This window comes from Mesorhizobium sp. WSM4836 (assembly GCF_055811815.1).
Genome location: NZ_JBVVQF010000005.1, coordinates 263087 through 283125, shown reverse-complemented (window position 1 = coordinate 283125; position 20039 = coordinate 263087). Strand labels below are relative to the sequence as shown.

32 protein-coding genes and 1 pseudogene are annotated in these 20039 nt (G+C 62.1%); 22 read left to right on the top strand and 11 right to left on the bottom strand.

Annotated features, from left to right (window positions below):
• The first annotated feature begins 4 nt into the window (after positions 1-4).
• Together AC0L2P_RS09245 and AC0L2P_RS09240 are read left to right on the top strand one after the other, a co-directional pair.
• Positions 5-871 carry an ABC transporter permease gene (locus AC0L2P_RS09245; protein WP_473500980.1) on the top strand — a complete coding sequence of 289 codons (867 nt, stop codon included), beginning with the start codon at positions 5-7 and terminating at the stop codon, positions 869-871.
• A gap of 10 nt (positions 872-881) precedes the next feature.
• Entirely contained in the window at positions 882-1664 is a 783-nt protein-coding gene (locus tag AC0L2P_RS09240) for an ABC transporter ATP-binding protein (RefSeq protein WP_473500918.1), read from the top strand.
• A gap of 117 nt (positions 1665-1781) precedes the next feature.
• Here AC0L2P_RS09240 and AC0L2P_RS09235 read toward each other — a convergent pair whose 3' ends face one another.
• The 4 genes from AC0L2P_RS09235 to AC0L2P_RS09220 form a co-directional block, all read right to left on the bottom strand.
• Entirely contained in the window at positions 1782-2189 is a 408-nt protein-coding gene (locus AC0L2P_RS09235) for a PIN domain-containing protein (protein WP_473500917.1), read from the bottom strand.
• The gene (locus AC0L2P_RS09230) at positions 2179-2409 is read right to left on the bottom strand and encodes an AbrB/MazE/SpoVT family DNA-binding domain-containing protein (RefSeq protein WP_023676182.1); all 231 of its coding nucleotides are present in this window, start codon (positions 2407-2409) and stop codon (positions 2179-2181) included. The genes AC0L2P_RS09235 and AC0L2P_RS09230 overlap by 11 nt, the downstream gene beginning before the upstream one ends.
• 125 nt (positions 2410-2534) lie before the next feature.
• Entirely contained in the window at positions 2535-2960 is a 426-nt protein-coding gene (locus AC0L2P_RS09225; RefSeq protein WP_473500916.1) for a type II toxin-antitoxin system VapC family toxin, read from the bottom strand.
• Positions 2960-3202, bottom strand: a complete 243-nt coding sequence (locus AC0L2P_RS09220; protein ID WP_473500915.1) for a type II toxin-antitoxin system Phd/YefM family antitoxin — start codon at positions 3200-3202, stop codon at positions 2960-2962. Before AC0L2P_RS09220 ends, AC0L2P_RS09225 begins: the two co-directional genes overlap by 1 nt.
• A gap of 200 nt (positions 3203-3402) precedes the next feature.
• Between AC0L2P_RS09220 and AC0L2P_RS09215 the strand changes: the two genes are divergently transcribed.
• The 6 genes from AC0L2P_RS09215 (at position 3403) to AC0L2P_RS09190 (ending at position 5884) form a co-directional block, all read left to right on the top strand.
• Positions 3403-3726, top strand: a complete 324-nt coding sequence (locus AC0L2P_RS09215; RefSeq protein WP_473500914.1) for an ArsR/SmtB family transcription factor — start codon at positions 3403-3405, stop codon at positions 3724-3726.
• A complete protein-coding gene (locus AC0L2P_RS09210; protein ID WP_473500913.1) occupies positions 3723-4133 on the top strand; it encodes an SRPBCC family protein in 411 nt (136 codons plus the stop codon). The genes AC0L2P_RS09215 and AC0L2P_RS09210 overlap by 4 nt, the downstream gene beginning before the upstream one ends.
• Positions 4134-4209: 76 nt before the next feature.
• Complete coding sequence (locus AC0L2P_RS09205) at positions 4210-4602, top strand: VOC family protein (RefSeq protein ID WP_473500912.1); 393 nt, start codon at positions 4210-4212, stop codon at positions 4600-4602.
• Between the two features lie 88 nt (positions 4603-4690).
• Entirely contained in the window at positions 4691-4921 is a 231-nt protein-coding gene (locus AC0L2P_RS09200) for a hypothetical protein (protein WP_473500910.1), read from the top strand.
• Positions 4922-4925: 4 nt separating this feature from the next.
• On the top strand, positions 4926-5396 hold the full coding sequence (locus tag AC0L2P_RS09195; RefSeq protein WP_473500909.1) for a DUF1801 domain-containing protein: 471 nt from the start codon (positions 4926-4928) through the stop codon (positions 5394-5396).
• An 89-nt stretch (positions 5397-5485) separates the two neighbouring features.
• A complete protein-coding gene (locus tag AC0L2P_RS09190; RefSeq protein ID WP_473500979.1) occupies positions 5486-5884 on the top strand; it encodes a DUF1801 domain-containing protein in 399 nt (132 codons plus the stop codon).
• Here AC0L2P_RS09190 and AC0L2P_RS09185 read toward each other — a convergent pair whose 3' ends face one another.
• Positions 5885-6793 carry a dihydrodipicolinate synthase family protein gene (locus AC0L2P_RS09185; protein WP_473500907.1) on the bottom strand — a complete coding sequence of 303 codons (909 nt, stop codon included), beginning with the start codon at positions 6791-6793 and terminating at the stop codon, positions 5885-5887.
• A gap of 258 nt (positions 6794-7051) precedes the next feature.
• On the opposite strand from AC0L2P_RS09185, the pseudogene AC0L2P_RS09180 reads away from it, so the two are divergent.
• The 5 genes and pseudogenes from AC0L2P_RS09180 (at position 7052) to AC0L2P_RS09160 (ending at position 10260) form a co-directional block, all read left to right on the top strand.
• Positions 7052-8150, top strand: a pseudogene (locus AC0L2P_RS09180) (Gfo/Idh/MocA family protein).
• Between the two features lie 11 nt (positions 8151-8161).
• A complete protein-coding gene (locus tag AC0L2P_RS09175; protein WP_473500906.1) occupies positions 8162-8821 on the top strand; it encodes a ThuA domain-containing protein in 660 nt (219 codons plus the stop codon).
• Positions 8822-8971: 150 nt separating this feature from the next.
• Positions 8972-9100: a hypothetical protein gene (locus AC0L2P_RS09170; protein ID WP_473500905.1), complete on the top strand. Its 129-nt coding sequence runs from the start codon at positions 8972-8974 to the stop codon at positions 9098-9100.
• Complete coding sequence (locus AC0L2P_RS09165) at positions 9097-10032, top strand: PfkB family carbohydrate kinase (protein WP_473500904.1); 936 nt, start codon at positions 9097-9099, stop codon at positions 10030-10032. The genes AC0L2P_RS09170 and AC0L2P_RS09165 overlap by 4 nt, the downstream gene beginning before the upstream one ends.
• Positions 10033-10260: an SDR family NAD(P)-dependent oxidoreductase gene (locus AC0L2P_RS09160; protein WP_473500903.1), complete on the top strand. Its 228-nt coding sequence runs from the start codon at positions 10033-10035 to the stop codon at positions 10258-10260. It abuts the gene before it with no gap.
• A gap of 57 nt (positions 10261-10317) precedes the next feature.
• Here the strand turns inward: AC0L2P_RS09160 and AC0L2P_RS09155 are convergent, their stop codons facing one another.
• Both AC0L2P_RS09155 and AC0L2P_RS09150 read right to left on the bottom strand, forming a co-directional pair.
• The gene (locus AC0L2P_RS09155; RefSeq protein WP_473500902.1) at positions 10318-10506 is read right to left on the bottom strand and encodes a hypothetical protein; all 189 of its coding nucleotides are present in this window, start codon (positions 10504-10506) and stop codon (positions 10318-10320) included.
• 143 nt (positions 10507-10649) lie between these two features.
• Positions 10650-10862 carry a DUF2934 domain-containing protein gene (locus tag AC0L2P_RS09150; protein WP_473500900.1) on the bottom strand — a complete coding sequence of 71 codons (213 nt, stop codon included), beginning with the start codon at positions 10860-10862 and terminating at the stop codon, positions 10650-10652.
• Positions 10863-11090: 228 nt separating this feature from the next.
• On the opposite strand from AC0L2P_RS09150, the gene AC0L2P_RS09145 reads away from it, so the two are divergent.
• The 9 genes from AC0L2P_RS09145 to AC0L2P_RS09105 all read left to right on the top strand — a co-directional run bounded on the left by AC0L2P_RS09145 (position 11091) and on the right by AC0L2P_RS09105 (position 17506).
• Positions 11091-11480 carry a hypothetical protein gene (locus AC0L2P_RS09145; protein ID WP_473500899.1) on the top strand — a complete coding sequence of 130 codons (390 nt, stop codon included), beginning with the start codon at positions 11091-11093 and terminating at the stop codon, positions 11478-11480.
• A complete protein-coding gene (locus tag AC0L2P_RS09140; RefSeq protein WP_473500898.1) occupies positions 11477-12697 on the top strand; it encodes an NRAMP family divalent metal transporter in 1221 nt (406 codons plus the stop codon). The genes AC0L2P_RS09145 and AC0L2P_RS09140 overlap by 4 nt, the downstream gene beginning before the upstream one ends.
• Positions 12697-13059: a hypothetical protein gene (locus tag AC0L2P_RS09135; RefSeq protein ID WP_473500897.1), complete on the top strand. Its 363-nt coding sequence runs from the start codon at positions 12697-12699 to the stop codon at positions 13057-13059. Before AC0L2P_RS09140 ends, AC0L2P_RS09135 begins: the two co-directional genes overlap by 1 nt.
• A complete protein-coding gene (locus tag AC0L2P_RS09130; RefSeq protein ID WP_473500896.1) occupies positions 13059-13397 on the top strand; it encodes a hypothetical protein in 339 nt (112 codons plus the stop codon). Before AC0L2P_RS09135 ends, AC0L2P_RS09130 begins: the two co-directional genes overlap by 1 nt.
• Before the next feature lie 34 nt (positions 13398-13431).
• Positions 13432-14718, top strand: a complete 1287-nt coding sequence (locus AC0L2P_RS09125) for an SDR family oxidoreductase (RefSeq protein ID WP_473500895.1) — start codon at positions 13432-13434, stop codon at positions 14716-14718.
• Positions 14718-15191, top strand: a complete 474-nt coding sequence (locus AC0L2P_RS09120) for a DUF2269 family protein (RefSeq protein WP_473500894.1) — start codon at positions 14718-14720, stop codon at positions 15189-15191. Before AC0L2P_RS09125 ends, AC0L2P_RS09120 begins: the two co-directional genes overlap by 1 nt.
• Positions 15192-15552: 361 nt before the next feature.
• Entirely contained in the window at positions 15553-16191 is a 639-nt protein-coding gene (locus AC0L2P_RS09115; RefSeq protein WP_473500893.1) for a hypothetical protein, read from the top strand.
• Positions 16188-16583, top strand: coding sequence for a phage holin family protein (locus tag AC0L2P_RS09110; RefSeq protein ID WP_473500892.1), 396 nt, complete (start codon positions 16188-16190; stop codon positions 16581-16583). Before AC0L2P_RS09115 ends, AC0L2P_RS09110 begins: the two co-directional genes overlap by 4 nt.
• Positions 16580-17506: a hypothetical protein gene (locus AC0L2P_RS09105; RefSeq protein ID WP_473500891.1), complete on the top strand. Its 927-nt coding sequence runs from the start codon at positions 16580-16582 to the stop codon at positions 17504-17506. The genes AC0L2P_RS09110 and AC0L2P_RS09105 overlap by 4 nt, the downstream gene beginning before the upstream one ends.
• Positions 17507-17799: 293 nt before the next feature.
• On the opposite strand, the gene AC0L2P_RS09100 is transcribed toward AC0L2P_RS09105, so the two are convergent.
• The 4 genes from AC0L2P_RS09100 to AC0L2P_RS09085 all read right to left on the bottom strand — a co-directional run bounded on the left by AC0L2P_RS09100 (position 17800) and on the right by AC0L2P_RS09085 (position 20038).
• The gene (locus AC0L2P_RS09100; protein ID WP_473500890.1) at positions 17800-18321 is read right to left on the bottom strand and encodes a ferritin-like domain-containing protein; all 522 of its coding nucleotides are present in this window, start codon (positions 18319-18321) and stop codon (positions 17800-17802) included.
• Positions 18322-18421: 100 nt separating this feature from the next.
• Positions 18422-18835 (bottom strand): c-type cytochrome, encoded by a 414-nt coding sequence (locus AC0L2P_RS09095; RefSeq protein WP_473500889.1) that lies wholly within the window; start codon positions 18833-18835, stop codon positions 18422-18424.
• Positions 18816-19700 carry a cytochrome c oxidase assembly protein gene (locus AC0L2P_RS09090; protein WP_473500888.1) on the bottom strand — a complete coding sequence of 295 codons (885 nt, stop codon included), beginning with the start codon at positions 19698-19700 and terminating at the stop codon, positions 18816-18818. Before AC0L2P_RS09090 ends, AC0L2P_RS09095 begins: the two co-directional genes overlap by 20 nt.
• Positions 19697-20038 (bottom strand): hypothetical protein, encoded by a 342-nt coding sequence (locus AC0L2P_RS09085; RefSeq protein ID WP_473500887.1) that lies wholly within the window; start codon positions 20036-20038, stop codon positions 19697-19699. The genes AC0L2P_RS09090 and AC0L2P_RS09085 overlap by 4 nt, the downstream gene beginning before the upstream one ends.
• Position 20039 lies beyond the last annotated feature (1 nt).

The following is a 20039-nucleotide window of genomic DNA, read 5'->3' as shown; positions in this document are numbered from 1 at the left end:
CAAATTGCCGCCCCCGCGGGCCACCACCCCACCCCGGCCCCCCCCCGCGCGGGGGCGGGTTAAAAACCCCCCCACACGCCGCCGCCTCCCCCCGGGCCCCGCCGCGCCCATCGCACGCTCGCGCTTCCTGATGATAGCAGTCGCCGTCTTTGCCGGCCTCGGCCTCGCCTGGTGGGCGGCAACGGGCCTGGGACTGGTAAAGCCAATTTTCCTGCCCTCGCCGGGAAGCGTGGTGACGCAACTCGGCAAGCTCTCGGGTGACGGTACGCTGTGGCTGGATCTCAGGACCTCGATATACCGTATTTCCATTGGCTTCCTCATTGCCTCGGCATTGGCGATTCCGATTGGCGTGCTGATCGGCAGCTTCCGGACCTGGGAAGCGGCAATCGAGCCGCTTGTGGATTTCATCCGTTACATGCCGGTGGTCGCGTTCGTGCCCCTCTCCATCCTGTGGTCGGGGACGGGCGATGCCCAGAAGTTCCTGATCATCTTCATCGGCACCTTTTTCCAGCAGGTGCTGATGATCATGGACAATGTGAAGCGGGTTCCCGCTGATTTCATTGGCCTTGGCAGGACGCTCGGTCTGCCGGATCGCAAGATCCTGACGCGCATCGTGGTTCCCAGCGCCTTGCCAGGCATCTGGGATACGTTACGCATCAGTCTCGGCTGGGCATGGACCTGGCTGGTGTTGGCGGAACTTGTCGCTGCGACATCAGGCCTCGGCTACCGCATCACCGTGTCCCAGCGTTATTTCCAGACAAACACCATCATCGGCTACATCCTGCTGCTGGGCGTGCTTGGGCTCATCACTGACCAGGTCATGAAGGCACTGGGAAAAGCGCTGTTCCGGCAGGAAGGCCACGTACAATGAGGCCGGGCCGATGAGTTTGCCCAAATTAAGGATCAAAGGTCTCCACAAGAGCTTCGGCACGGGCGCTCGGCGCACGGAAGTGCTGCGCGATATCAATCTCGATCTCGCCGACAATGAGTTCGTCTCGCTGGTGGGCACGTCGGGCTGCGGCAAGAGCACGCTGCTGTCGATCGTTGCCGGACTGCAGGAGTTCAACGCGGGAGATCTTGCCATCGATGGCGCGCCCATCCTGCAGCCGGGCCTCGACCGTGGCGTCGTCTTCCAGTCCTACACTCTGCTTCCCTGGCTGACGGCGCAGCAGAACATCGAGTTCGCGCTCAAGGCGGCGGGTCATGATCGCGGGACCTGCCGCAGGATAGCGCGCGAGCATCTCGATCTGGTCAAGCTCCCGCACAGCGCCAATCGTTATCCGTCGGAGCTTTCGGGCGGCATGAAGCAACGGGTGGCCATAGCGCGGGCTCTTTCCTATCGACCCAAAATGCTTCTGATGGACGAGCCCTTTGGCGCGCTCGATGCCTTGACCAGGCATCAGATGCAGGAACTCCTGACGCAAATATGGGAGGAGCACAGGCTCACCGTGCTCTTCGTCACCCATGATGTGGAAGAGGCGGTTTACCTGTCGGACCGCATCATCGTGATGGGGATCGGCCCGGGACGCATCATGCAGACCTTCAATGTCGACATCGAGCGCCCGCGCTTGGAAGAGGTCATGGAAACCTCGGCCTTCATGGATTTGCAGCGCAGCGTACACAAAGCGATCCGAGAGGCTTCAAAACGTCCCGAAATGGTTTAGGCGGGCCACTCATGCGTGTCGGTTATGCGGCTGGACGCGGGAGGACCCTGGCGTGAAGCGCCGCTCGGCAACATGGAAAGCCGCCAGTTCGCTCCCGGCCAACTCAATAACGCGTGATCAGCTCGCAACGCGAAAGGGATTAATGATGCGCAAGCCTTCGTCGAGCGCCATTGCGTGTTGCATGTCCTCTGACCAAAGTGTATCGCAGCCAGCGTGAACCGCCGCGGAGGCGATCATCGCGTCATAGGTGGAAAGGCCGTACCGCTCGGCGAGCCTCAATCCTGTCTCGTGGGTCTCGAGCGTGACCGGATGAACCGTCAACAGGCCGCGCAGCATGGTCAGCAGCGCATGCGTGTCGTCCCATGACATTTGCATCGTCCGACGCGCGACATTGGTGAGTTCGTTGAGAACCTGCACGCTGATCGCCCCGCCGGCAGCGATGACCGCCTCGGCCCGATCCGCCTTCGCCGTATCGCCTGACGCGATATAAAGAAGCACATTGGTGTCGAAAAAACTAACGGGCATTTGCCTCGTCTCGATCGAATTTGAAGTCAGCGGGAAGCCGACCGCGGAAGGCGCGGAGACGCTTCAGCAACTCCTCGCGCCCGGGCTTCCGCGCGACGCCAAGCTGGCGGGCGTCAGCGACATGAATTTCGATCTCATCGCCTTCCCTGAGTTCAAGCGCTTCGACCACAGCGGCGGGAAGGCGGACCGCAAGGCTATTTCCCCATTTGGCGACTTGCATGTCACTGCCTTTGCTAGATATACGATGGAAAAAATGTATATCCAGAAGGGGTCAAGGTCAAGGATGGCAACCAATCGGTTTCCGCAGCTTGGGAATATTCATTTTTGCAGGAGGGAGGCCCTCGATCATGCCAGCAACTGCGTCGGCACACCGAGTATCGGTCCTGCCTCGGCGAGCCGCTGGTCGACGGTTCGCATCGTGGCGCCATGCTCGCATGCCGCCGCGAGGTGCAGGGCGTCGCCAGCACGAAGCCCGAGCATATGCTGATCGGCGAATATCGCGGCGACCCGAAAATGTCCACCCGTCACCGGCAGCACGGTGAAGCTCTCAGTGACCAGCTTATTGAACATCGCGAGCGCTGCTGCGCGCCGCTCCAGGTCGATCTGTCCGGTCCGAAGCTTGAGCGCCATGGCGGAGGACATCTCGGTGATGGTCCAATCGCTGATCACAAGTTGCGCTGGGTCCTGCTCCGCCAGCCAGCCCTGAACGCGCGCGGTCATGGCTTCGTTGGATAGCGCCGCGACGATCAGCGAAGTATCGAGATAGAACATCAATAGCGATCGCCATCTCGCATCGATCGCACCAGATCGGCGGCAGCCTGGGCCTGCAGAGGCATGGTTGCCGTCAGGGATTGGAGCAGGACGGCGTCGATCCGTTTGCGAGGGCGGGCCACGGCCGTGAGCCTGGCGACCCGCTTGCCACGCCGGGTTATGTCGATCGAGTCTCCAGCCTCGACCCGGTCGACGAGCTCACTCAGATGTGCCTTGGCGTCCGCCAGATTGACTGCGTTCATGTCACGCTCCTGACCATGTAGATGGTCATGTAGCGCATAACGCGCGACAATTCCAGTGCAGAACACGGGCGAATAAGCAACTGGCCGCGTGAGCGAAGCAGGTGACCGCTCCTGCAACGAGAATTATGCCGCTTCCCGCTTGACTCATACATATCCCGGTGGTTATACATAGATCAATAGCCGAAGGGTTATCGATTCCAATGCCGAACGCTCATGATGTGCTCTTCAGAACGCTTGCCGATCCGACTCGGCGCGCTATTTTTGAGCGGCTGTGTCGCGAGGGAGAGCAGACGGTCGGGGCTCTGACGGCTCAGGCCGGAATTTCGCAGCCCGCCGTGTCGAAACATCTCGGCGTCTTGAGGCAGGCCGGGCTCGTGCGCGACCGCCATACGGGACGGCAGACCCATTATAGCGCGCAGCTTGCCGCGCTTGCCCCCCTGATCGACTGGACAAGCCAGATGACCGGGTTCTGGCAGAGCCGGTTCGACGACCTCGAAGACCTGCTCAAAAGGATGGACCAGTGAACCGAACGTCGACCGAAACACTCGCCGTCATTGTTGAACGGGAAATCGCTCATCCGCCCGAGAAGATCTGGCGCGCGCTCACGCAACCACACCTGATCGCGGAGTGGCTCATGAAAAATGACTTCAAACCTGTCGCGAACCACCGCTTCAATCTTCACGCAGACTGGGGCTCCGTCGAATGTCAGGTGCGGACGGTCGAGCCGAACAGAATGCTGACTTACACGTGGGATACCAAGGATCTCAAGAGTGTCGTCTCCTGGACCCTCACCCCCACGAGCACGGGAGCCCGCTTGCGGATGGAACAGTCGGGCTTCCGGCCGGATCAGCAGCCTTACTTCCGGGGTGCCAAAGTCGGCTGGCCGAGGTTCTTTGACAGTTTGGAGCAGGTGCTGGCGCGAACGGACTGAGATCCGCCAGCGCTACTCAAGCAAGGGCTCTGTTACTGCAGAGCCCCCATGTCGGGGCGATAATGGAGGCAAGCCAATGAAGATCAAGTTGACCAAAGTATATGTGGATGACCAGGAAAAGGCTCTGGGTTTCTACACCGAAACGCTCGGCTTTACGAAGAAGGCCGATTTCAGCAATGGGCCGTTTCGCTGGCTGGCTGTCGCATCACCCGACGAGCCGGATGGGACCGAGCTGCAACTCGCGCTCAATGAGAACCCCGCTGCAAAGGCCTACCAGCAAGCCATTTTCCAGCAGGGCCAGCCCGCGGTCATGTTCTTCAGCGACGGCATCAAGGGCGACTACGAGCGCATCAAAGCGCGCGGCGCCGAGTTCACGATGCCGCCGACCGAAGTAACCGGCTCGACTATCGCCCAGCTGAACGACAACTGCGGCAATCTCGTTCAAATCACCCAACTGGCGCGCTGGTAAAGGCACGCGTTCAGTGGCGTGGCTGCCCGACGAAAGCCGCCAAACGGCCCGCCCGATCCGCTTCGGCTCGTCTTCAGAGGAGGTCTCAATGGATTGGAACAAATGGGTTCGGCAGATCCACCGCTGGCTGTCGATTATCTTTGCGGCGGTCGTCACCGCCATCTTCATCAGCCTGGGAGTAGGCAAGGAACCCGCCTACTGGGTATACCTCTTGCCGCTGTTTCCGCTCGGCTTGCTCCTGCTTACCGGGCTGTACATGTTTGTGCTGCCTTACGCGCCCAAGTGGCGGAGCGCGGAGGGCACCGGCGCATTAGAGTGAATGCATGGCCAACAAGACGCCCATCAAGTCGTCGGCGGTCGTGAAGAAGTCCGCCGCCAAGCCTGCAGCCGCCAAGCCGGTCCTCCTCGCAGGCGGCAACCCTCAGATCCCGAAGGGTGATGGTGACGCTCCTGTGCAGGCCTACATCGCGGCCATGCCGGGCTGGCAACGCGACGTCGGCCGCCGCCTCGACGCGCTCATCGAGCGCAACGTGCCCAACCTGCGCAAGGCCGTCAAATGGAACTCGCCCTTCTATGGCGCAGAGGGTCAAGGCTGGTTCCTCAACTTCCATTGCTTCACAAAATACATCAAGCTGGCTTTCTTCCGCGGCGCGTCGCTGCGTCCCGTCCCACCCGGTGAGTCCAAGCACAAGGACGTGCGCTACCTCGACATCCACGAGGACGACCAGCTCGACGAAGCTCAACTCACCGACTGGGTAAAGCAAGCAAGCCAATTACCTGGCGAGCGAATGTGAGTGGAATGCCGGTCATTCCCGCAAACCGGTGCCGACTAGCGGTATTCATCTGACGGCAAGCGGCAACAACCCTAGGGAAAGCGACAATGATGATGAAGAGTGGCTCGATGGAAGGAAATACCAGCAACTCTCCCTCTCAGCTGATCGACGCAAGGATCAGCGAGCTGGGCGATTGGCGAGGCAAGACGCTTTCGCATGTCCGCGCTCTCGTCAAGCAGGCTGACGCTGGAGTGGTCGAGGAGTGGAAGTGGCGAGGCGTTCCGGTGTGGTCGCATGCTGGAATAATCTGCACCGGCGAGACCTATAAGAACGTCGTGAAAGTGACCTTCGCAAAGGGCGCCTCCTTGCCGGACCCTTCAGGCCTGTTCAACTCCAGCCTCGAAGGCAACACCAGGCGCGCCATCGATATCCGTGAGGGCGAGGAGATAGATGAGAATGCGTTCAAGGCGCTGATACGCGCTGCTGCCGCCCTGAACACGGCCCGATAGTCAGCTCCGGCCGATATGGTCGGCTAGCGGGCCGAGAGCTGCGAGCAAAGCTTCGCCGGTGGCTTGCGTCGCGTTCTCATGCGGCGCGCGCAGGTTCAGCCAGCGCCTGTCGCCGGACCGTACCGCCAGCACTGCCTTCATCGCAGCGATGAGGCCGGCGTCCTGGATGATTTTGCGGAACGCTTTGATGGCGGCATCCGCGTCAGTGGTGTCCTCTCCCGCCAGCGCTGCATCGTAGAGGGCTCGGATCGCCGCGGCATTCAGATTGACCGTCGCCGAGATGCACCCCGCAGCACCGTTGGCGAGGCCTTTCGTCAGCTGTGCTTCCGAGCTCGGGAAGACCGCGACGCGTGGCGCCGCCGCGATGACCGCCGCGGTGTTGTTCCAATCGCCGGCACTGTCCTTGTAAGCCACCACGACATCGGGAAACGCTTCGCTCAACCGGGCGGTCAGCGCCGGGCTCACCGGTACGCCGGAATTCTGCGGGATATGGTAGAGGATCATCCTCATCGCCGGGTTCGCCACCCGTTCGATCAGCTCGCTGTAGTAGCGGGCCTGGCCGTTGTCGCCGGCGGCCGTATAGAAGAACGACGGCAGAACCATCACCCCGGCACAGCCGAGACCGACCGCATGCGCGGTCAGTTCGACGGTTTCGGCAAGTGCTGTGACGCCGGTGCCGGGCATCAGACGGCTTGGCGAAATTCCGGCCTCGACCAGCCACTCCAGCGCTTGCATGCGCTCGCGCAGCGAGACGGATAACGCCTCGCCCGTGGTGCCGAACGGCGACAGAAAATGCGCTCCCTGATCCAGCACCCACTTGGCGTGCGATATCCAGAGGTCGTGAGCAATGCGGCCGTCGTTTTCGAACGGTGTCAGGATCGGTGCGATGGTTCCTTGCGGGCGGATCATGTGCATCCTTCTACGGCAAAAAGTCTGTGCAGTGCTCAACCGGCATCAAGAATGCCGAAACATGAAGCAGTGTTGCTGAGTACCGGCCGTTCGGCCTCGAAAGCAAGCGGCTAGCGCATCGGCGCGCGATTGCGATCGGGCGGCGGTTCTGAGGCTCTCGAAGTAATATCCTTGTCACGGGACAGCATCGTCTGGCCGAAAGGGGGTGACAAACGAGTTCTGCTGTTTCATCAATGCCGCCTTTTTGAGGAGAAGCCCATGCGGAGGATCGGTGTCGGCATCATTGGCTGCGGCAACATTTCGGATGCCTACCTGAAGGCATCGCCACAATTTCCGGTGCTCGACATTGTCGGCGTTGCCGACATCAACCGGACGGCAGCCGAGGCCAAGGCAGCGGCCTACGGCCTGGCTGCCATGCCGGTCGACGCGCTGTTGGCCGACCCCCGCCTCGAGATCGTGCTCAACCTGACGACGCCGGAGCATCACGCGCCGGTCGGCTTGCAGGCTGTCGGGCAAGGCAAGCACGTCTACTCCGAGAAGCCGCTGGCAACGACGCTCAGCGACGCCGAGCGGCTGGTCGCGGCCGCGCGCGAAAAGGGCGTGGGTGTCGGCTGCGCACCCGACACCTTCCTTGGCGGCTCACACCAGACGGCGCGGCGGCTGGTCGATGAGGACACGGTTGGGACCATTGTCGCCGGCTCTGCCTTCATGCAAGTGCCCGGCCACGAACTCTGGCATCCCAATCCGGATTTCTACTATCAGCCCGGCGGTGGGCCAATGCTCGACATGGGACCGTACTATCTGACCTGCCTGGTTAATCTCCTGGGTCGGGTAAAATCATTGATCGGGCAGGCAAAGTCATCCTATCCCACCCGCACCATCGGTTCTGGACCGCGCCAGCGCGAAACCATCCGGGTCGAGGTGCCGACCCATATTTCCCGGCCTGCTCGCATTCGAGAATGGCGCCGCGGTGTCGATCACCACCAGCTTCGACGTTTGGAAGCATGAACACAATCACATCGAACTTTACGGAACCACCGGCTCGATGATCGTCTCCGATCCCAATCAGTTCCAGGGCGACATCAGGACCAGCCAGCGCAAGGGCGACTGGACCGTGGCCGATCAGATCCATTCCTATGGCGACGGCAATTACCGGGGTCTCGGCCTCGCCGACATGGCGCAGGCGATCGTCTCGGGCAGGCAACACCGTGCCAGTCTCGATCTTTCCCTCCATGTCCTGGAAATCATGGAATCGATCATCTCTTCGGCAGAGATAGGACAGCGTATCGACCTCAGATATGGCTGCGCCCGGCCGGCGCCGATGCGCGCCGACCTGCCTTTCGGAATTCTGGAATAGGGAATAATGCGATGAGCAAGACGGCATTGATTTTCTGGGGCGGCTGGGAAGGTCATACCCCGGCCCGAAGCGCCGAGATCGTCAAGGAGATGCTGGCCGGCAACGGCTTTGATGTGCAGCTGGAGCAGGGGACTTCGGCGCTTGCCGATCCGCAGCTGGGCAAGCTCGATCTCGTTGTCCCGGTGATCACCATGTCGACGATCGAAAAACCGGAGCTGCAGAACCTGACCAGCGCCGTCAGGGCCGGCACCGGCCTTGCGGGCTTTCACGGCACCCTGTGCGACAGCTTCCGCAACGAACCGGAATATCAGTTCATGACCGGCGGCCAGTGGGTCGCCCATCCCGGCAATATCATCGACTATCACGTCGACATCACCAGGCCAGACGATCCGGTCATGCAGGGCATCGACGGCTTCGCCTACCATTCAGAGCAGTATTACATGCATGTCGATCCGACCAACGAGGTGCTGGCGACGACTACTTTCACCGGCGAGCATCTCGATTTCATCGCCGGCGTCGTCATGCCGGTTGTCTGGAAGCGCCGCTACGGCAAGGGCCGCGTCTTCTACAGCGCGCTCGGCCACACCGCCGACGAGTTCGCCGTGCCGCAAATGCGCACCATGTTCGAACGCGGCGCGGTGTGGGCCAGCCGAAACCGGGACCTTGCGTAGCCCTTCATCCGAACGCTGCGTATCGTTGTGGCAGAGCAAAGCTGCAGGGCGCTCACACCTTTTCCAGCTGCGTCGATCGACTACTATTATAGCCTGGAACAAGACCGCCGTGATTGGGGAATTCCGCTGTTGAGGTCGAATGGAGCGGACGTGGCGATGGTTTGGGCCGAGCGGCGGTATAGGCATCCCGACTCGGTGATCGGCCGTCTTCGCGGCCTTGCCGAATTGAGAGGCGTGATGACGGCGATTGCCCATCAGCGTGGCTACTGGCTGCAATGACGGTGCCCCGCCTGCTTTGCGTTGGTGCGCTCACCCACGACACGATCTTGCGCCTCAATGTCCTGCCCTCCGGCGCCGGCAAGTTCCTGCCAAGCGAGGCCGTGCAGATCGCGGCCGGCATGGCGGCAAGTGCCGCCGCGTCTGCCAGCCGCCAGGGCGGGCATGTCTGGCTATGGGCAAGCGTCGGCGACGATGCGGTCGGCCGCGACGTCATCGGCCAGATGAAGGCGGAGCGGGTCGACTGTTCGCTGGTGCGCAGGGTTGAGGGCGGCCGCTCGGCCATTGCCACGATCCTGGTCGATGCCGCCGGCGAGCGTATGATCGTGCCATTCTACGATGCCGTCACGCAAGCCGATCCAGACCGCCTTCCGGCTGCGGATTTTACCCGCTTCGACGCCGTGCTGGTTGATGTCCGCTGGCCCGGAGCCGCCGCCCTGGCGCTTGCGAGAGCTCGAGAATGCGGCATTCCGGCGGTCCTTGACGCCGATGTCGCGTCGCGACCGGTGCTCGACCGGCTGCTGCCGCTCGCCTCGCATGTCGTTGCTTCCCTGTCGGCGGCACGCATCCTTTGCGGTCCCGAGATATCGGCCGGTTCTGCCGTCGCCATTCTCGGCGAACGGACCGGCGCCTTCGTGGCCGTCACCGATGGGGCGAACGGCACCTCGTTCCAGCACGCGGGCAGCAATGATGTCCGTCATCTGCCGTCGCCGCGGGTCGAAGCCGTCGACACCTTGGCGGCGGGCGACGTGTTTCACGGCACCTTTGCGCTCGGCCTGGCCGAAGGTTGGGACGAAGAACGGGCGATAGCAGTGGCCAGCGCCGCCGCCGCCCTGAAATGCCTGCGCTTTGGCGGACGTCTTGGTGCACCGACGCGCGCGGAAACCCTGGCCTTTATGGAAGAAGTGCGCTCTACGAGCATTCGCGGGCGATAAATGGCTGAATTCAGAAAACGCGCGCTGGTTACAGGCGCCGCGATTGGCATCGGCCGTGCCGTCGCCGCAAGGTTGGCCGAGCAAGGCGTCGACCTGATCCTGTTCGACCGGGCGGCCGATCAGCTGGACGAGGTCGCGGCACAGCTCGAGCAGGCCGACGCGTTTGCGGCGGAAGAAGCGATGCGAACGCATTCTCGCCGCCTCTTCGAGGTGCTCGAAATCGTCTAGGAGCGCTGTCCCCATTATTTCGAGGCAAACGGCAGCGTGAGCCCGCTGTCAGCCGGCTCAATCCAAGCCTGAGCCTTTCTTACGCGCTTCCGAAGGCGTTTTGGTCTTGCTGCCGGATTTTTCGGAAGCTGGCTCGGATTTGCGATCTTGACCCTCGCCGCCTTGCTCCTTGCGGAGCTGCCTTTCGACTATCGGTCGCGATCCTTCCGCCGGGTCCTGTTCAGGATGAGTATCGGTTCCTATCATGTCAGCTCCTATCCATTTTGATCAATTGCATGCGGCGTGGGCTGACCTCCGCCGCCGGTTCTGTCGCGCCCGATCATCAGCCAGGCGGCGAACAGTACGACCAGTACGACCACAATCCAGGCGACGAGACGAGGCATCGGGCCTCACTTCCCCCGCCGCTTGCTGCCGCGCGGCTCGGGATCGGAGCCGGCCCCGACCGTTGGATCGGGCACGACCGGGCCGCGTTCGGCCTCGGAACCCTCAGCTTCGATCTCCTGCACGGCCTGGTCCCAATGCTCGCGCTCGCGCCCTTGCGGACGGCCGTCGCGCTCCCAGATCTCGTGGGCTCGCTGCCTGATACGCTCTTCCCTGTCCATGGTGTTCGCCTCCTCATCCCCTAATCCGGCGATCGCTGGTTTGTTCCGCGGTGCCAGCGCCGTTCATCGCGGTTCAGTTGACGTGGTCATCCAGCGCTCTAGATCAAACTTCACGCCGAAGTCGCTTCGTGCGGGGAGAACAATCGTGTGGCAGCAACGCTACGAGCACGTATTGTAAATGCCGTTACACTCGTCGGTCTTCGACCAGACCGCCTGTGCTTGCTGCTGATGATATCTATACTGACGGCATGCTCGCCTTCCGACCAGGTCGAACAGCAGTCGAAAACCGCAGCTTCCGCCGCACAGACCGCATCGCTCGTCCTGGAGGCCTGGGCTGCTGGGGCGGCTCCCTCGAAATACACGTCGCGCACTTTGCAATCGGTCGGCAAGGCGCTCGCCGATGCCGGTGCGCAAATCCAGTCCGCCAATTCGCCTGAGCCCAGCGGGCAAGCCGATCTGACGATGGCGGTTGGACTGCTTTCGGCAGCGGTAATGCGCGCGGCGACGGCCGTGCAGAACGGCAACCGCTCGGAAGTGGAAGACGCGCAGCACGATCTGCGGGCCGCCGCCGCCGACCTGAGCACGTCCTACGCCAAATACTTCGCGCCGAAATCATGAAGAAGCTGCTCGAAATATCGCTCGGCGTCGTCACAAGCGTTGGCGGCTTTCTCGAGGTTGGATCAATGGCGACCGCAGCTCAGGCCGGCGCGGCGTTCAGGTTTCAGCTGATATGGGCCGTCGTCCTGGGCACGATCTGCATCATCTTCCTGGTCGAAATGGCCGGACGCTTCGCCGCCGTTAGCCATCACACCATCGCCGACGGAATCCGGGAACGGTTTGGCTTCAACGCCTTTTTGTGGCCGTTGCTTGCGACCTTGCTGGTCAACTTCCTGGTCATGGCAGCCGAAATCGGCGGTGTTGCCATTGCGCTCGAGCTCGCGACCGGCATCGGCTTTCAGTGGTGGGCGCTGCCAGTGGCACTGCTTGCATGGCTGTTCCTCTGGAAAGGGACGTTCGGCTTTATCGAAAAAGGCGTCGCGTTCCTCGGCCTCGTCACGCTGTGCTTCGTGGTTGGCGCCGTCATGCTGAAGCCCGATTGGGGGCAGGTTGCGGCCGGTGCCGTGCCCACTCTGCCCGAGCACGACGCGGCCAATTACTGGTTCATGGCGGTCAGCATTCTTGGTGCGTCGATCTCGCCCTATCTGTTCATGTTCTATTCGTCGGGAGCGATCGAGGACCAGTGGGACGAAAGCTATCTCGGAGCCAATCGGGCCATTGCTGGCTTGGGCATGAGCTTTGGCGGCACTATCTCGATCGGCGTGTTGATTGTGGCGGCGCTCGTGCTGGCAGCGCACGGCATAGAGCAGGTCGACGACTACCACCAACTGCCGCTGATGCTGATCCAGATATTCGGTTTCTGGGGATTTGTCCTGTTCGTTGCTTCACTAGGCATTGCCTGTTTCGGTGCCGCGCTAGAAATCGGCCTGCAGCAAGCCTACCTCGTGGCGCAGGGTTTCGGCTGGACCTGGGGCGAGAACCTGAAACCGCGCGACGACCCGGGCTTCAGCACCGTCTATACGGTATCGTTGTTTTTCGCCGCCATTCCGATCGCGCTGGGCCTCGATCCGCTGAAGCTCACCATCTTTTCCATGGCGCTGACGGCCGCCAGCCTGCCGCTGACCGTGGTTCCGTTCCTCTTCCTGCTGAACGACGAGCGCTATGTCGGCGAGTACCGCAATGGCATGATCGCTAATGCCGCGGTCATCTTCATCATCGCGCTCGGTTTCGTGCTCGCGATCGTGACCATTCCTTTGCAGATATTCGGAGGCACGTGATGGATTTGTTGCGCGACATTCTCGACAAGCAAGTGGTCGACCGCGAGCAGGTCAAGATCGGCAAGGTTGACGGGCTGGTGGCCGAGCTCAGGCCAGGCAAGCCGCCTAAAATCGTTGCGGTCGAGCTCGGCTCGATCACGCTGGCGCGTCGGCTTGGCGACCGGCCCGGGCGCTGGATGTCACAGCTTGCGGCCAGGCTCGGCGGCAGACGCCATGCCGAGCCGCACCGCATCGCGTGGAACAAGGTGCGCGACATCGGCGTCGACATCGAGTTCGATATCGATGTCCGCAAAACGGCGATTTTCGACTGGCAGGACTGGCTGCGCGACCATGTCATCGGGCGTATCCCGGGAGCTGGATGATGGCCACCGTCAATCTTGAGCAATTGGCTGGCAGGAATGTGCTTTCGCAGCGTGGCAAAAGCATCGGACACATCGAGGAGATCCGCGCCGAACCGGATGGCGACGACTTCGTAGTCACCGAGTTCCACGTCGGCATTTACGCGGCATTCGAGCGCCTTTCCGCTTCGGCCATCGGCACAGCGGTTCTCGATGTCTTCGGGCTGCGCCATCGCGACGGCATGTATCGCATTCCCTGGGACAAGCTCGACATCTCAGACCCGAAGCGGCCGCGACTGCTGTGCACGACGGAGGAACTTTCCCGTATGCAGGGGGATATTGAAGGCGAGAGGCGGAAATGAGCGCTGTTTTCTCGCCACTGGAGGGCAAGGTTCCGTGAAAGTCCTGGTTGTCGGCGCCACCGGCCTGATTGGTGCCTCGGTTTGCGCGCGCCTTGGTGCCGAAGGGCACGAGGTGATCGGTGTCGCCCGCAATCCGCGACCCAGCGGAGCTCGCGATGACAAATTGCTGGTGCTGGACATGGCCGTGGCGCTGCAGCCCGAAGACTGGCTGCCGCATCTCAGCGGCATCAACGCCGTCGTCAATTGTGCGGGCGTTTTGCAGGACAGCTCTCGCGAAAGAACGCGGGAAGTCCATCGCGATGCGGCTGCAGCACTCTTCCTTGCATGTGCGCGGGCAGGGGTTGCCCGGGTGATCCACTTCTCGGCGATCGGCGTCGATCGGGCGCAGCCTTCGACGTTCTCGGTGACGAAACTGGCCGGCGACCAGGCGCTTATGGCGCTTGATCTGGACTGGGTGATCCTGCGCCCGTCCGTGGTGCTCGGCCGGCCGGTGTTTGGAGCCAGCGCATTGTTTCGGGGTCTCGCGTCGCTGCCAGTGCTGCCGTCCATGCCCGGCACCGGTCTGCTCCAGGTGGTACAACTCGACGACGTGGTCTCAACCGTCGTCTTGCTTCTCGATCCCGCCAGTCCGTCTCGCGTGGTGCTGGAACTTGTCGGTCCCGAACAACTGAGCATGGACGAGGTCGTCGGCAGTTATCGCCGATGGCTCGGCTGGGCTCCGGCCGCCAGGTTTGTCTTGCCGGCGGCTGTTGCAAAGCTTCTCTACCGGCTCGGCGACCTTGCCGCGATGCTCGGCTGGCGCCCACCGATGCGCACCAACGCAGCCCGGGAGATCGCCCGAGGAGCGGTCGGAGATCCCTCGGACTGGACCGCCTCGACCGACATACGGCCGCAAACCCTGGCGGACTTCCTCGCGCTCAATCCGGCAACGGTGCAGGAAAAATGGTTTGCCGGGCTCTATGTCCTCAAGCCGGCGATCTTCGTCGTCCTGCCCTTCTTCTGGATCATGACGGGGATCGTGTCGCTGACCACCGGCTATGGCAGCGGCAGCGGCCTGATGCAAAGCACAGGGGCTGGCGTCTTGTCGGCGCCCGCCGTGATTGCCGGTGCTCTTGCCGACATTGTCGTCGGCGCTCTCATAGCCTGGCGGCCGACGACGCGGGAAGGCCTTTATGGCGGCATTGCGCTCTCGCTCTTCTACCTGATCGTCGGAAGTTTTCTCCGCCCCGATCTGTGGAACGAGCCGCTTGGGCCGTTCCTCAAAGTGTTGCCGATCCTGGTGCTGCACTTTGTTGCCCTGGCCGTGCTGGAGGAGCGGTGATGCTCTATTTCCTGCTGAAATTTCTGCATGTCATCGGTGCAGCCGTGCTGCTCGGCACCGGCGCCGGCATCGCCTTCTTCATGCTGCTCGCCCACAGGACCGGCAATGCCGCGACGGTTGCGGCGGTGGCGCGCATTGTCGTCATTGCCGACTTCCTTTTCACAGCGACGGCCGTGGTCGCGCAACCTTTGACCGGAGCCGCGCTCGCCTGGCAGGCGGGCTACTCGCTCTCGGAGGGCTGGATCGTGCTTTCGATCGCGCTTTACGTCGTCATCGGAATGTTCTGGCTCCCGGTCGTCTGGATGCAAATGGAGATGCGCAAGCTGGCATCGCAAGCCGCCGCTGGAGGCGCACCTTTGCCGGCGCGCTATCACCGGCTTTTCTGGATGTGGTTCGCATTCGGCTTTCCCGCCTTCGCTGCCGTGCTCGGAATTTTCTGGCTGATGATCGCTCGGCCGGCAATCGAGTGGTAGGTCGCAGGCAGGTCCCACTGCGATAATGCCCAGTCAAAGCAATGCGGAAAAATTCCGCCCCATGCAGCGCGAATATCTGCCGGAGCGGACCTGCGCCTCGACCTGTAAGTCGCACCGGAGTCCGGTCTCATATCCTTTCCACCCGCGCGCTCACCGCCATCGGCGCAGGACAAGATCCCCTCTTGAAGCTGGTTAGGCTTCGCTTACCAAAAAAGATGACGTCTGAGGGAACACGGGAAGCACAGGCAAGTTCGGTGTGCAGTGGAGGAGATTGCGCCATGAACAGTGTTATTTATCTCATCGGCCTCGTCGTCGTCGTGCTTGCGATCCTCTCCTTCCTCGGATTCCACTAGGAGACACCATGCAGGACCAGGACGATCAGGGCCGTCAGACGGCCGATTTCGAGACCGCCAGAAGCGAGCTTTCGGAAAGACTACAACGGGAAAAGCAGACCGCGACGGAAGCGCTCCACGATGCGCGTGACGAGATCACCAGGAAAGCCGGAGATTACGCATCGGAAGCAAAGCAAGCATTGTTCAATAAGGCGGAGGGGACGCAGCGCGACGTGAGCGCCAACCTCAAGGCCTTCAGCGGCGCATTGCGCGCGGCAAGCGAGCATCTTGCCAACAATGATCAACGGACCGCTTCGAAATTCGCCCTTGACGCCGCAGGCGGGCTCGAGCGGCTTTCCTCGTCCCTGAAGGATAAACCGTTCGACGAGGTGCTTGGCGAAATTCAGTCGTTCGGCCGCGAAAACTCGGGGGCGCTGATCGCCGGTTCGGTATTGGCAGGCCTGGCGTTGGGACGGTTCATCAAGAGCTCGCCACCCTCTACCCAAACCGCAGCGCCGGGCCAGTCGGGCACAGGCCGGGCGACCGAGACGGGTCCTAGCTCGAATGAGTCGGGATGGCGATCGGCAGAGCCAGTTGAGCCAGCCCCGTTAGGATCCGATCAGTCCGGCGATGACTGGGCCAATGCAAGCCTGGAGCGAAACCCATGACTGATAACCAGGACACTCGCAGCCTGACAACCCTTGTCAGCGATCTGGCACAGCAGGTCACAACACTGCTTCAAACCGAAAGCAGGCTGTTGCGGGCTGAAATGTCGGAAAAGGTAAGCAGGGCCGGCGCCGGCGCCGTGGAGGTGATGGGAGGCGTCATTTGCCTGCTTGCCGCCCTGATGGTGCTTTTGCAGGCGCTGGTGATTGCCTTGGCGAGCGCCGGCCTGGGAGCCGGATGGTCCTCGCTGCTCGTCGGCGTCGTGGTGGCAGTACTGGGCGTCATACTCTTGCGCTCCGGCAAGGCAAGCATGGCTCCCTCGGAGTTGACCCCCGACCGGACACAAGACCAACTTAAACGCGACGCACGCGTGATCAAGGAACAGATAAGATGACCGACAAATCCGCAGCCGAGTTGGAACGCGATGCTGATGTTGCTCGCGCCAGAGTGGCAGATACCGCAGACTCGATCCGCAGCAAGATGACACCGGGCCAACTGATCGACGAATTCACCGGGATGTTCAGCGGTGAGGGATCCGCCATGCTCAGCAATCTTAAGACTCAGGTCAGGGACAATCCGTTGCCGCTTACATTGGTCGGCGCGGGTCTGGCCTGGCTGATGCTTGGCAAGGGCACGTCGGTAGACAGTTCAGCACTTGGTGTCTATTCGACCGGCAGGGAACCTGACGGCACCCGAAACTTCTCTGACCTGAGGGGCTTGGGCGCGGCCTGGCAGGACTCAAGCGGCGATGAGTACGGTGCCGAGGGCGAAGGTTCCGCCGGCTCCATGCTCTCCGATGCCGCTCGTTCGGTTGCTTCCGTGGCAGGCGGTGCGACTGAGGCTGTGGCAGACGTTGCGAGCGGCGCCAAAGAAAGATTGACAAGCACGGCCGGGCAAGCCGGCTCGGCCGCCACCGATATGACGGGGCGGGTGCGTCAGTCGGCGCAGGACCTGTTCCAGCGCGAACCTCTGGCGATGGCCGCGGTGGGCCTTGCCGTGGGCACAGCCATCGGCGTGATGCTGCCTCACACCGCCGCTGAGGACGCGCAACTCGGCCACTACCGCGACAAGGTTCGTGACAGCGCCGAGGAAGTCTTTGAAGAAGGGGTGGAGCAAGCCAAGCAGGTCGCCGCCGAAGCATATGAGACTGTAAAGGAAGAGGCTGACCGACAGGGTTCCAGCGGCGACGCCGAGACGTTGGTCGACCGCGTCGAGAAAGTCGTGAAAAAGACGGCAAGCAAAACCGAGGAAGCCATTCGCGATCGTTTGCCGGAGACCGACGAGGCCAAATCGAACGAGTCTCCCGAAACGACTTGATAGCGCTGCGGTCGTTCGTAGCGATCCCGACCGCGGGTCGCCTCGCGGTTGGAACATCGAAGTCGGCTAGGAGTCCGCAACCTTCCGCAGACAAATGTGATCGCGGCGCTCAAGTCATTAGCCGAGGCGCTCCGGTCCGTTCCGATTCTTCGCTCTGAATCCGTTCGGTTCTTCGGGCTCAATGGCCAACGCCGTGCCGCGCAATGCTCAGCAGCACTGCCCAATTCTGAAAAACAACCACCCCGTCAATTCGACTCGGGTGGTTGCCAGCATTCCTCGGCCAGCGGGGCGGCCTAACTCTTGGCGGTCTCTCCCGCCTCACGCAGCCTGGCGTATTGCAAGGTGACGTCGCGCAGGTTCTGCTTCAGCCAGTCGGCCATTTTCTCCTCTTCGCTGAGATTCTGCTGAAGAGAGCTGGTTGCCTGATTAAACCCTCCGGCCTCGCCGAGCACGAGCAACGAGTTGTAAGCGGCGATCTCGTAATTTTCGAATGCGAAGTTGGCGAAGCTGTTCTTGAGGATTTCGTCGCCGGCCACGGAATGTCCCATCGCCGCCATGCTGCCGACCATCGACATAGCCGTATCCTTCAATGTGGAATGGTCCTCACCGAGGCCATCCAGAATGGATTCCAGCCGGGCGATCTGCCCTTCGGTCTCCGTGATATGCTGCTGCAGGCGGTCGGCGACCTGCGGATAGTTCTCGATCCGCTTCACCTGAGGTTTCATGATCGACAGTGCCTGGTTTTCCATGGCGTGGGCATTGCGCAGCCCGACAATGAAGATCGAGCGGGTTTCGGAATTGACATCGGTGTCCATAGGATTTCCTCGCGGTTTGACGTGTAGAACCAAACCGTGGCTATGCCGATTTGTTCCTGGCGAGGTGTTGCAGTAACCCTGCTCGTCAGCTGCAATCGTGTCACTTCAGCGAATAGAGATAGGCCGCGATATCCCGCGCCTCCTGCTCAGAAATCCTGGTCGAAGGCATTGCCGTATGCGGATTGACCTCCCTTGCCGCACGGATCCACCGGATCAGGTTCTCCGGCCTGTTGCGCAAGACGCCGCCGACATAGACCCGGGTGGTTAGGCTTGCGTCAAGGCGTGGGCCGACTAACCCTTGCGCGCCGGGAACGCCGGTGATGGTGTGGCAACCGGCGCAGCCATTGGCCATCATGATCGGAATGGCGCGGGCGCCGACGCCGCCGGTGGCATTGTCGGCCTTCTGCTCGACCCGACGGCTTTGCTCGAAGTACAACAAAATCCCGGCCAAGGCTGCAACGAGCACGACAATAACCGCAGCGCCGATTACGGCTTTAGACAGCGTGAAGCGCATGCGACGCCTCCCGGTCCTTTCGGCTGCTCGAGCGAATCCACAGGCCGGCCAGCAGCAACGCCGCGCCGCCATAAATCAGGCCGGCCGGAACCCACATCACCAAGCCGGCGAGCTGCTGGTCCTCGAGCGGGCTAAGGTTCCACAATTCCGCGCCGGCTGCGTTTACCGGATACCATAGCCTTGGCGAGACCAGCAGCAGCACCCCGAGCAGGCCGGTGTGCAGTGAGGTGAAGAAAAGGTGCATAACCGCGCTGCCATAGGCTTGTTCGCGGCCTGAACGCGGCAGCAGCACCCACCAGAACAGCAGCCCCGTACCGAAGAAGCTGGCATGTTGCGCATAATGCAGGACACCCTGTGCAAGCGCTGCCTCGAACAGCGCCGGAACGTGCCAGGCCCATATCGCGACGCCGTGCACGAAGGTCGCGGCTACAGGGCGGCTGACGGCGGCCCAAACCGTTCGAAACACCTTCGTGTGCCCGGCTGCGCCAAATGCCAGCCGCAGCCTGATCGGCAATGCCCACATCATCGCCGCCGCCGGGCACGAGGCGACCAGCAGGGGTGCCGCCACCGCCATCAACAGCTCGTGCTCGATCATATGGACGGTGAAGACGCGCTCACCCAATGCATGGAGCGGACTGACCAGTGCTACCGCCAAGATGATCCAGCCGGCCGCGAACAGCAGGGCTTGCCACAGCCGCAATGGACGGCCGCGAGCACTCCGTCGCCACAGTCGAGCCGCGCCTGCTGCGTAAAGCACTGCGATCGCGGTCAGGGGAAGCGTGATCGGCAACGCCAGCGTCCAGCCTGCCTGCGGGGCGCCGGCACCGTAGCAGATCGAGGTCGAGAAGAGCGCGTCGAAGCTCATCGCAGGCAGCCGTCAAGAATGAGCGAGGCGGCGCCTTGCATGACGATTACCAGTGCAAACAGCACCGCGCTGAGAATGCTGACATTGGCGACGAAAGCTTCAGTGGCGCGCGTACGATCTGGTTTAAAGGCGGCGCCACCTTGCTGTCGCGCCCGCCACGAAAGCGCGCCGCCGAGCAAGGCCAGCACTGCCAGCGCCAGCGCAATGACCGGTATGACGGGTATGCCGTGGGTGCACTGCCACTCCACGACCGCGTAATTCAGCTGCGTCGACACCGCCCAGGCCAAAGGTCCGGACAACAGCCCGCCCCATGATGTGCCCAAGCGAAGCGCACGCATC

What these genes read in the sequence shown, in the direction of transcription:
- AC0L2P_RS09240 (WP_473500918.1), top strand. Translation starts at nt 882, where the DNA reads ATGAGTTTGCCCAAATTAAGGATCAAAGGTCTCCACAAGAGCTTCGGC.
- AC0L2P_RS09130 (WP_473500896.1), top strand. Translation starts at nt 13,059, where the DNA reads ATGGCCACCGTCAATCTTGAGCAATTGGCTGGCAGGAATGTGCTTTCG.
- AC0L2P_RS09165 (WP_473500904.1), top strand. Translation starts at nt 9,097, where the DNA reads ATGACGGTGCCCCGCCTGCTTTGCGTTGGTGCGCTCACCCACGACACG.
- AC0L2P_RS09120 (WP_473500894.1), top strand. Translation starts at nt 14,718, where the DNA reads ATGCTCTATTTCCTGCTGAAATTTCTGCATGTCATCGGTGCAGCCGTG.
- AC0L2P_RS09185 (WP_473500907.1), bottom strand. Translation starts at nt 6,793, where the DNA reads ATGATCCGCCCGCAAGGAACCATCGCACCGATCCTGACACCGTTCGAA.
- AC0L2P_RS09085 (WP_473500887.1), bottom strand. Translation starts at nt 20,038, where the DNA reads ATGCGTGCGCTTCGCTTGGGCACATCATGGGGCGGGCTGTTGTCCGGA.
- AC0L2P_RS09220 (WP_473500915.1), bottom strand. Translation starts at nt 3,202, where the DNA reads ATGAACGCAGTCAATCTGGCGGACGCCAAGGCACATCTGAGTGAGCTC.
- AC0L2P_RS09115 (WP_473500893.1), top strand. Translation starts at nt 15,553, where the DNA reads ATGCAGGACCAGGACGATCAGGGCCGTCAGACGGCCGATTTCGAGACC.
- AC0L2P_RS09205 (WP_473500912.1), top strand. Translation starts at nt 4,210, where the DNA reads ATGAAGATCAAGTTGACCAAAGTATATGTGGATGACCAGGAAAAGGCT.
- AC0L2P_RS09215 (WP_473500914.1), top strand. Translation starts at nt 3,403, where the DNA reads ATGCCGAACGCTCATGATGTGCTCTTCAGAACGCTTGCCGATCCGACT.
- AC0L2P_RS09225 (WP_473500916.1), bottom strand. Translation starts at nt 2,960, where the DNA reads ATGTTCTATCTCGATACTTCGCTGATCGTCGCGGCGCTATCCAACGAA.
- AC0L2P_RS09230 (WP_023676182.1), bottom strand. Translation starts at nt 2,409, where the DNA reads ATGCAAGTCGCCAAATGGGGAAATAGCCTTGCGGTCCGCCTTCCCGCC.
- AC0L2P_RS09145 (WP_473500899.1), top strand. Translation starts at nt 11,091, where the DNA reads ATGATATCTATACTGACGGCATGCTCGCCTTCCGACCAGGTCGAACAG.
- AC0L2P_RS09110 (WP_473500892.1), top strand. Translation starts at nt 16,188, where the DNA reads ATGACTGATAACCAGGACACTCGCAGCCTGACAACCCTTGTCAGCGAT.
- AC0L2P_RS09140 (WP_473500898.1), top strand. Translation starts at nt 11,477, where the DNA reads ATGAAGAAGCTGCTCGAAATATCGCTCGGCGTCGTCACAAGCGTTGGC.
- AC0L2P_RS09135 (WP_473500897.1), top strand. Translation starts at nt 12,697, where the DNA reads ATGGATTTGTTGCGCGACATTCTCGACAAGCAAGTGGTCGACCGCGAG.
- AC0L2P_RS09150 (WP_473500900.1), bottom strand. Translation starts at nt 10,862, where the DNA reads ATGGACAGGGAAGAGCGTATCAGGCAGCGAGCCCACGAGATCTGGGAG.
- AC0L2P_RS09235 (WP_473500917.1), bottom strand. Translation starts at nt 2,189, where the DNA reads ATGCCCGTTAGTTTTTTCGACACCAATGTGCTTCTTTATATCGCGTCA.
- AC0L2P_RS09105 (WP_473500891.1), top strand. Translation starts at nt 16,580, where the DNA reads ATGACCGACAAATCCGCAGCCGAGTTGGAACGCGATGCTGATGTTGCT.
- AC0L2P_RS09160 (WP_473500903.1), top strand. Translation starts at nt 10,033, where the DNA reads ATGGCTGAATTCAGAAAACGCGCGCTGGTTACAGGCGCCGCGATTGGC.
- AC0L2P_RS09175 (WP_473500906.1), top strand. Translation starts at nt 8,162, where the DNA reads ATGAGCAAGACGGCATTGATTTTCTGGGGCGGCTGGGAAGGTCATACC.
- AC0L2P_RS09200 (WP_473500910.1), top strand. Translation starts at nt 4,691, where the DNA reads ATGGATTGGAACAAATGGGTTCGGCAGATCCACCGCTGGCTGTCGATT.
- AC0L2P_RS09195 (WP_473500909.1), top strand. Translation starts at nt 4,926, where the DNA reads ATGGCCAACAAGACGCCCATCAAGTCGTCGGCGGTCGTGAAGAAGTCC.
- AC0L2P_RS09095 (WP_473500889.1), bottom strand. Translation starts at nt 18,835, where the DNA reads ATGCGCTTCACGCTGTCTAAAGCCGTAATCGGCGCTGCGGTTATTGTC.
- AC0L2P_RS09100 (WP_473500890.1), bottom strand. Translation starts at nt 18,321, where the DNA reads ATGGACACCGATGTCAATTCCGAAACCCGCTCGATCTTCATTGTCGGG.
- AC0L2P_RS09190 (WP_473500979.1), top strand. Translation starts at nt 5,486, where the DNA reads ATGATGAAGAGTGGCTCGATGGAAGGAAATACCAGCAACTCTCCCTCT.
- AC0L2P_RS09155 (WP_473500902.1), bottom strand. Translation starts at nt 10,506, where the DNA reads ATGATAGGAACCGATACTCATCCTGAACAGGACCCGGCGGAAGGATCG.
- AC0L2P_RS09090 (WP_473500888.1), bottom strand. Translation starts at nt 19,700, where the DNA reads ATGAGCTTCGACGCGCTCTTCTCGACCTCGATCTGCTACGGTGCCGGC.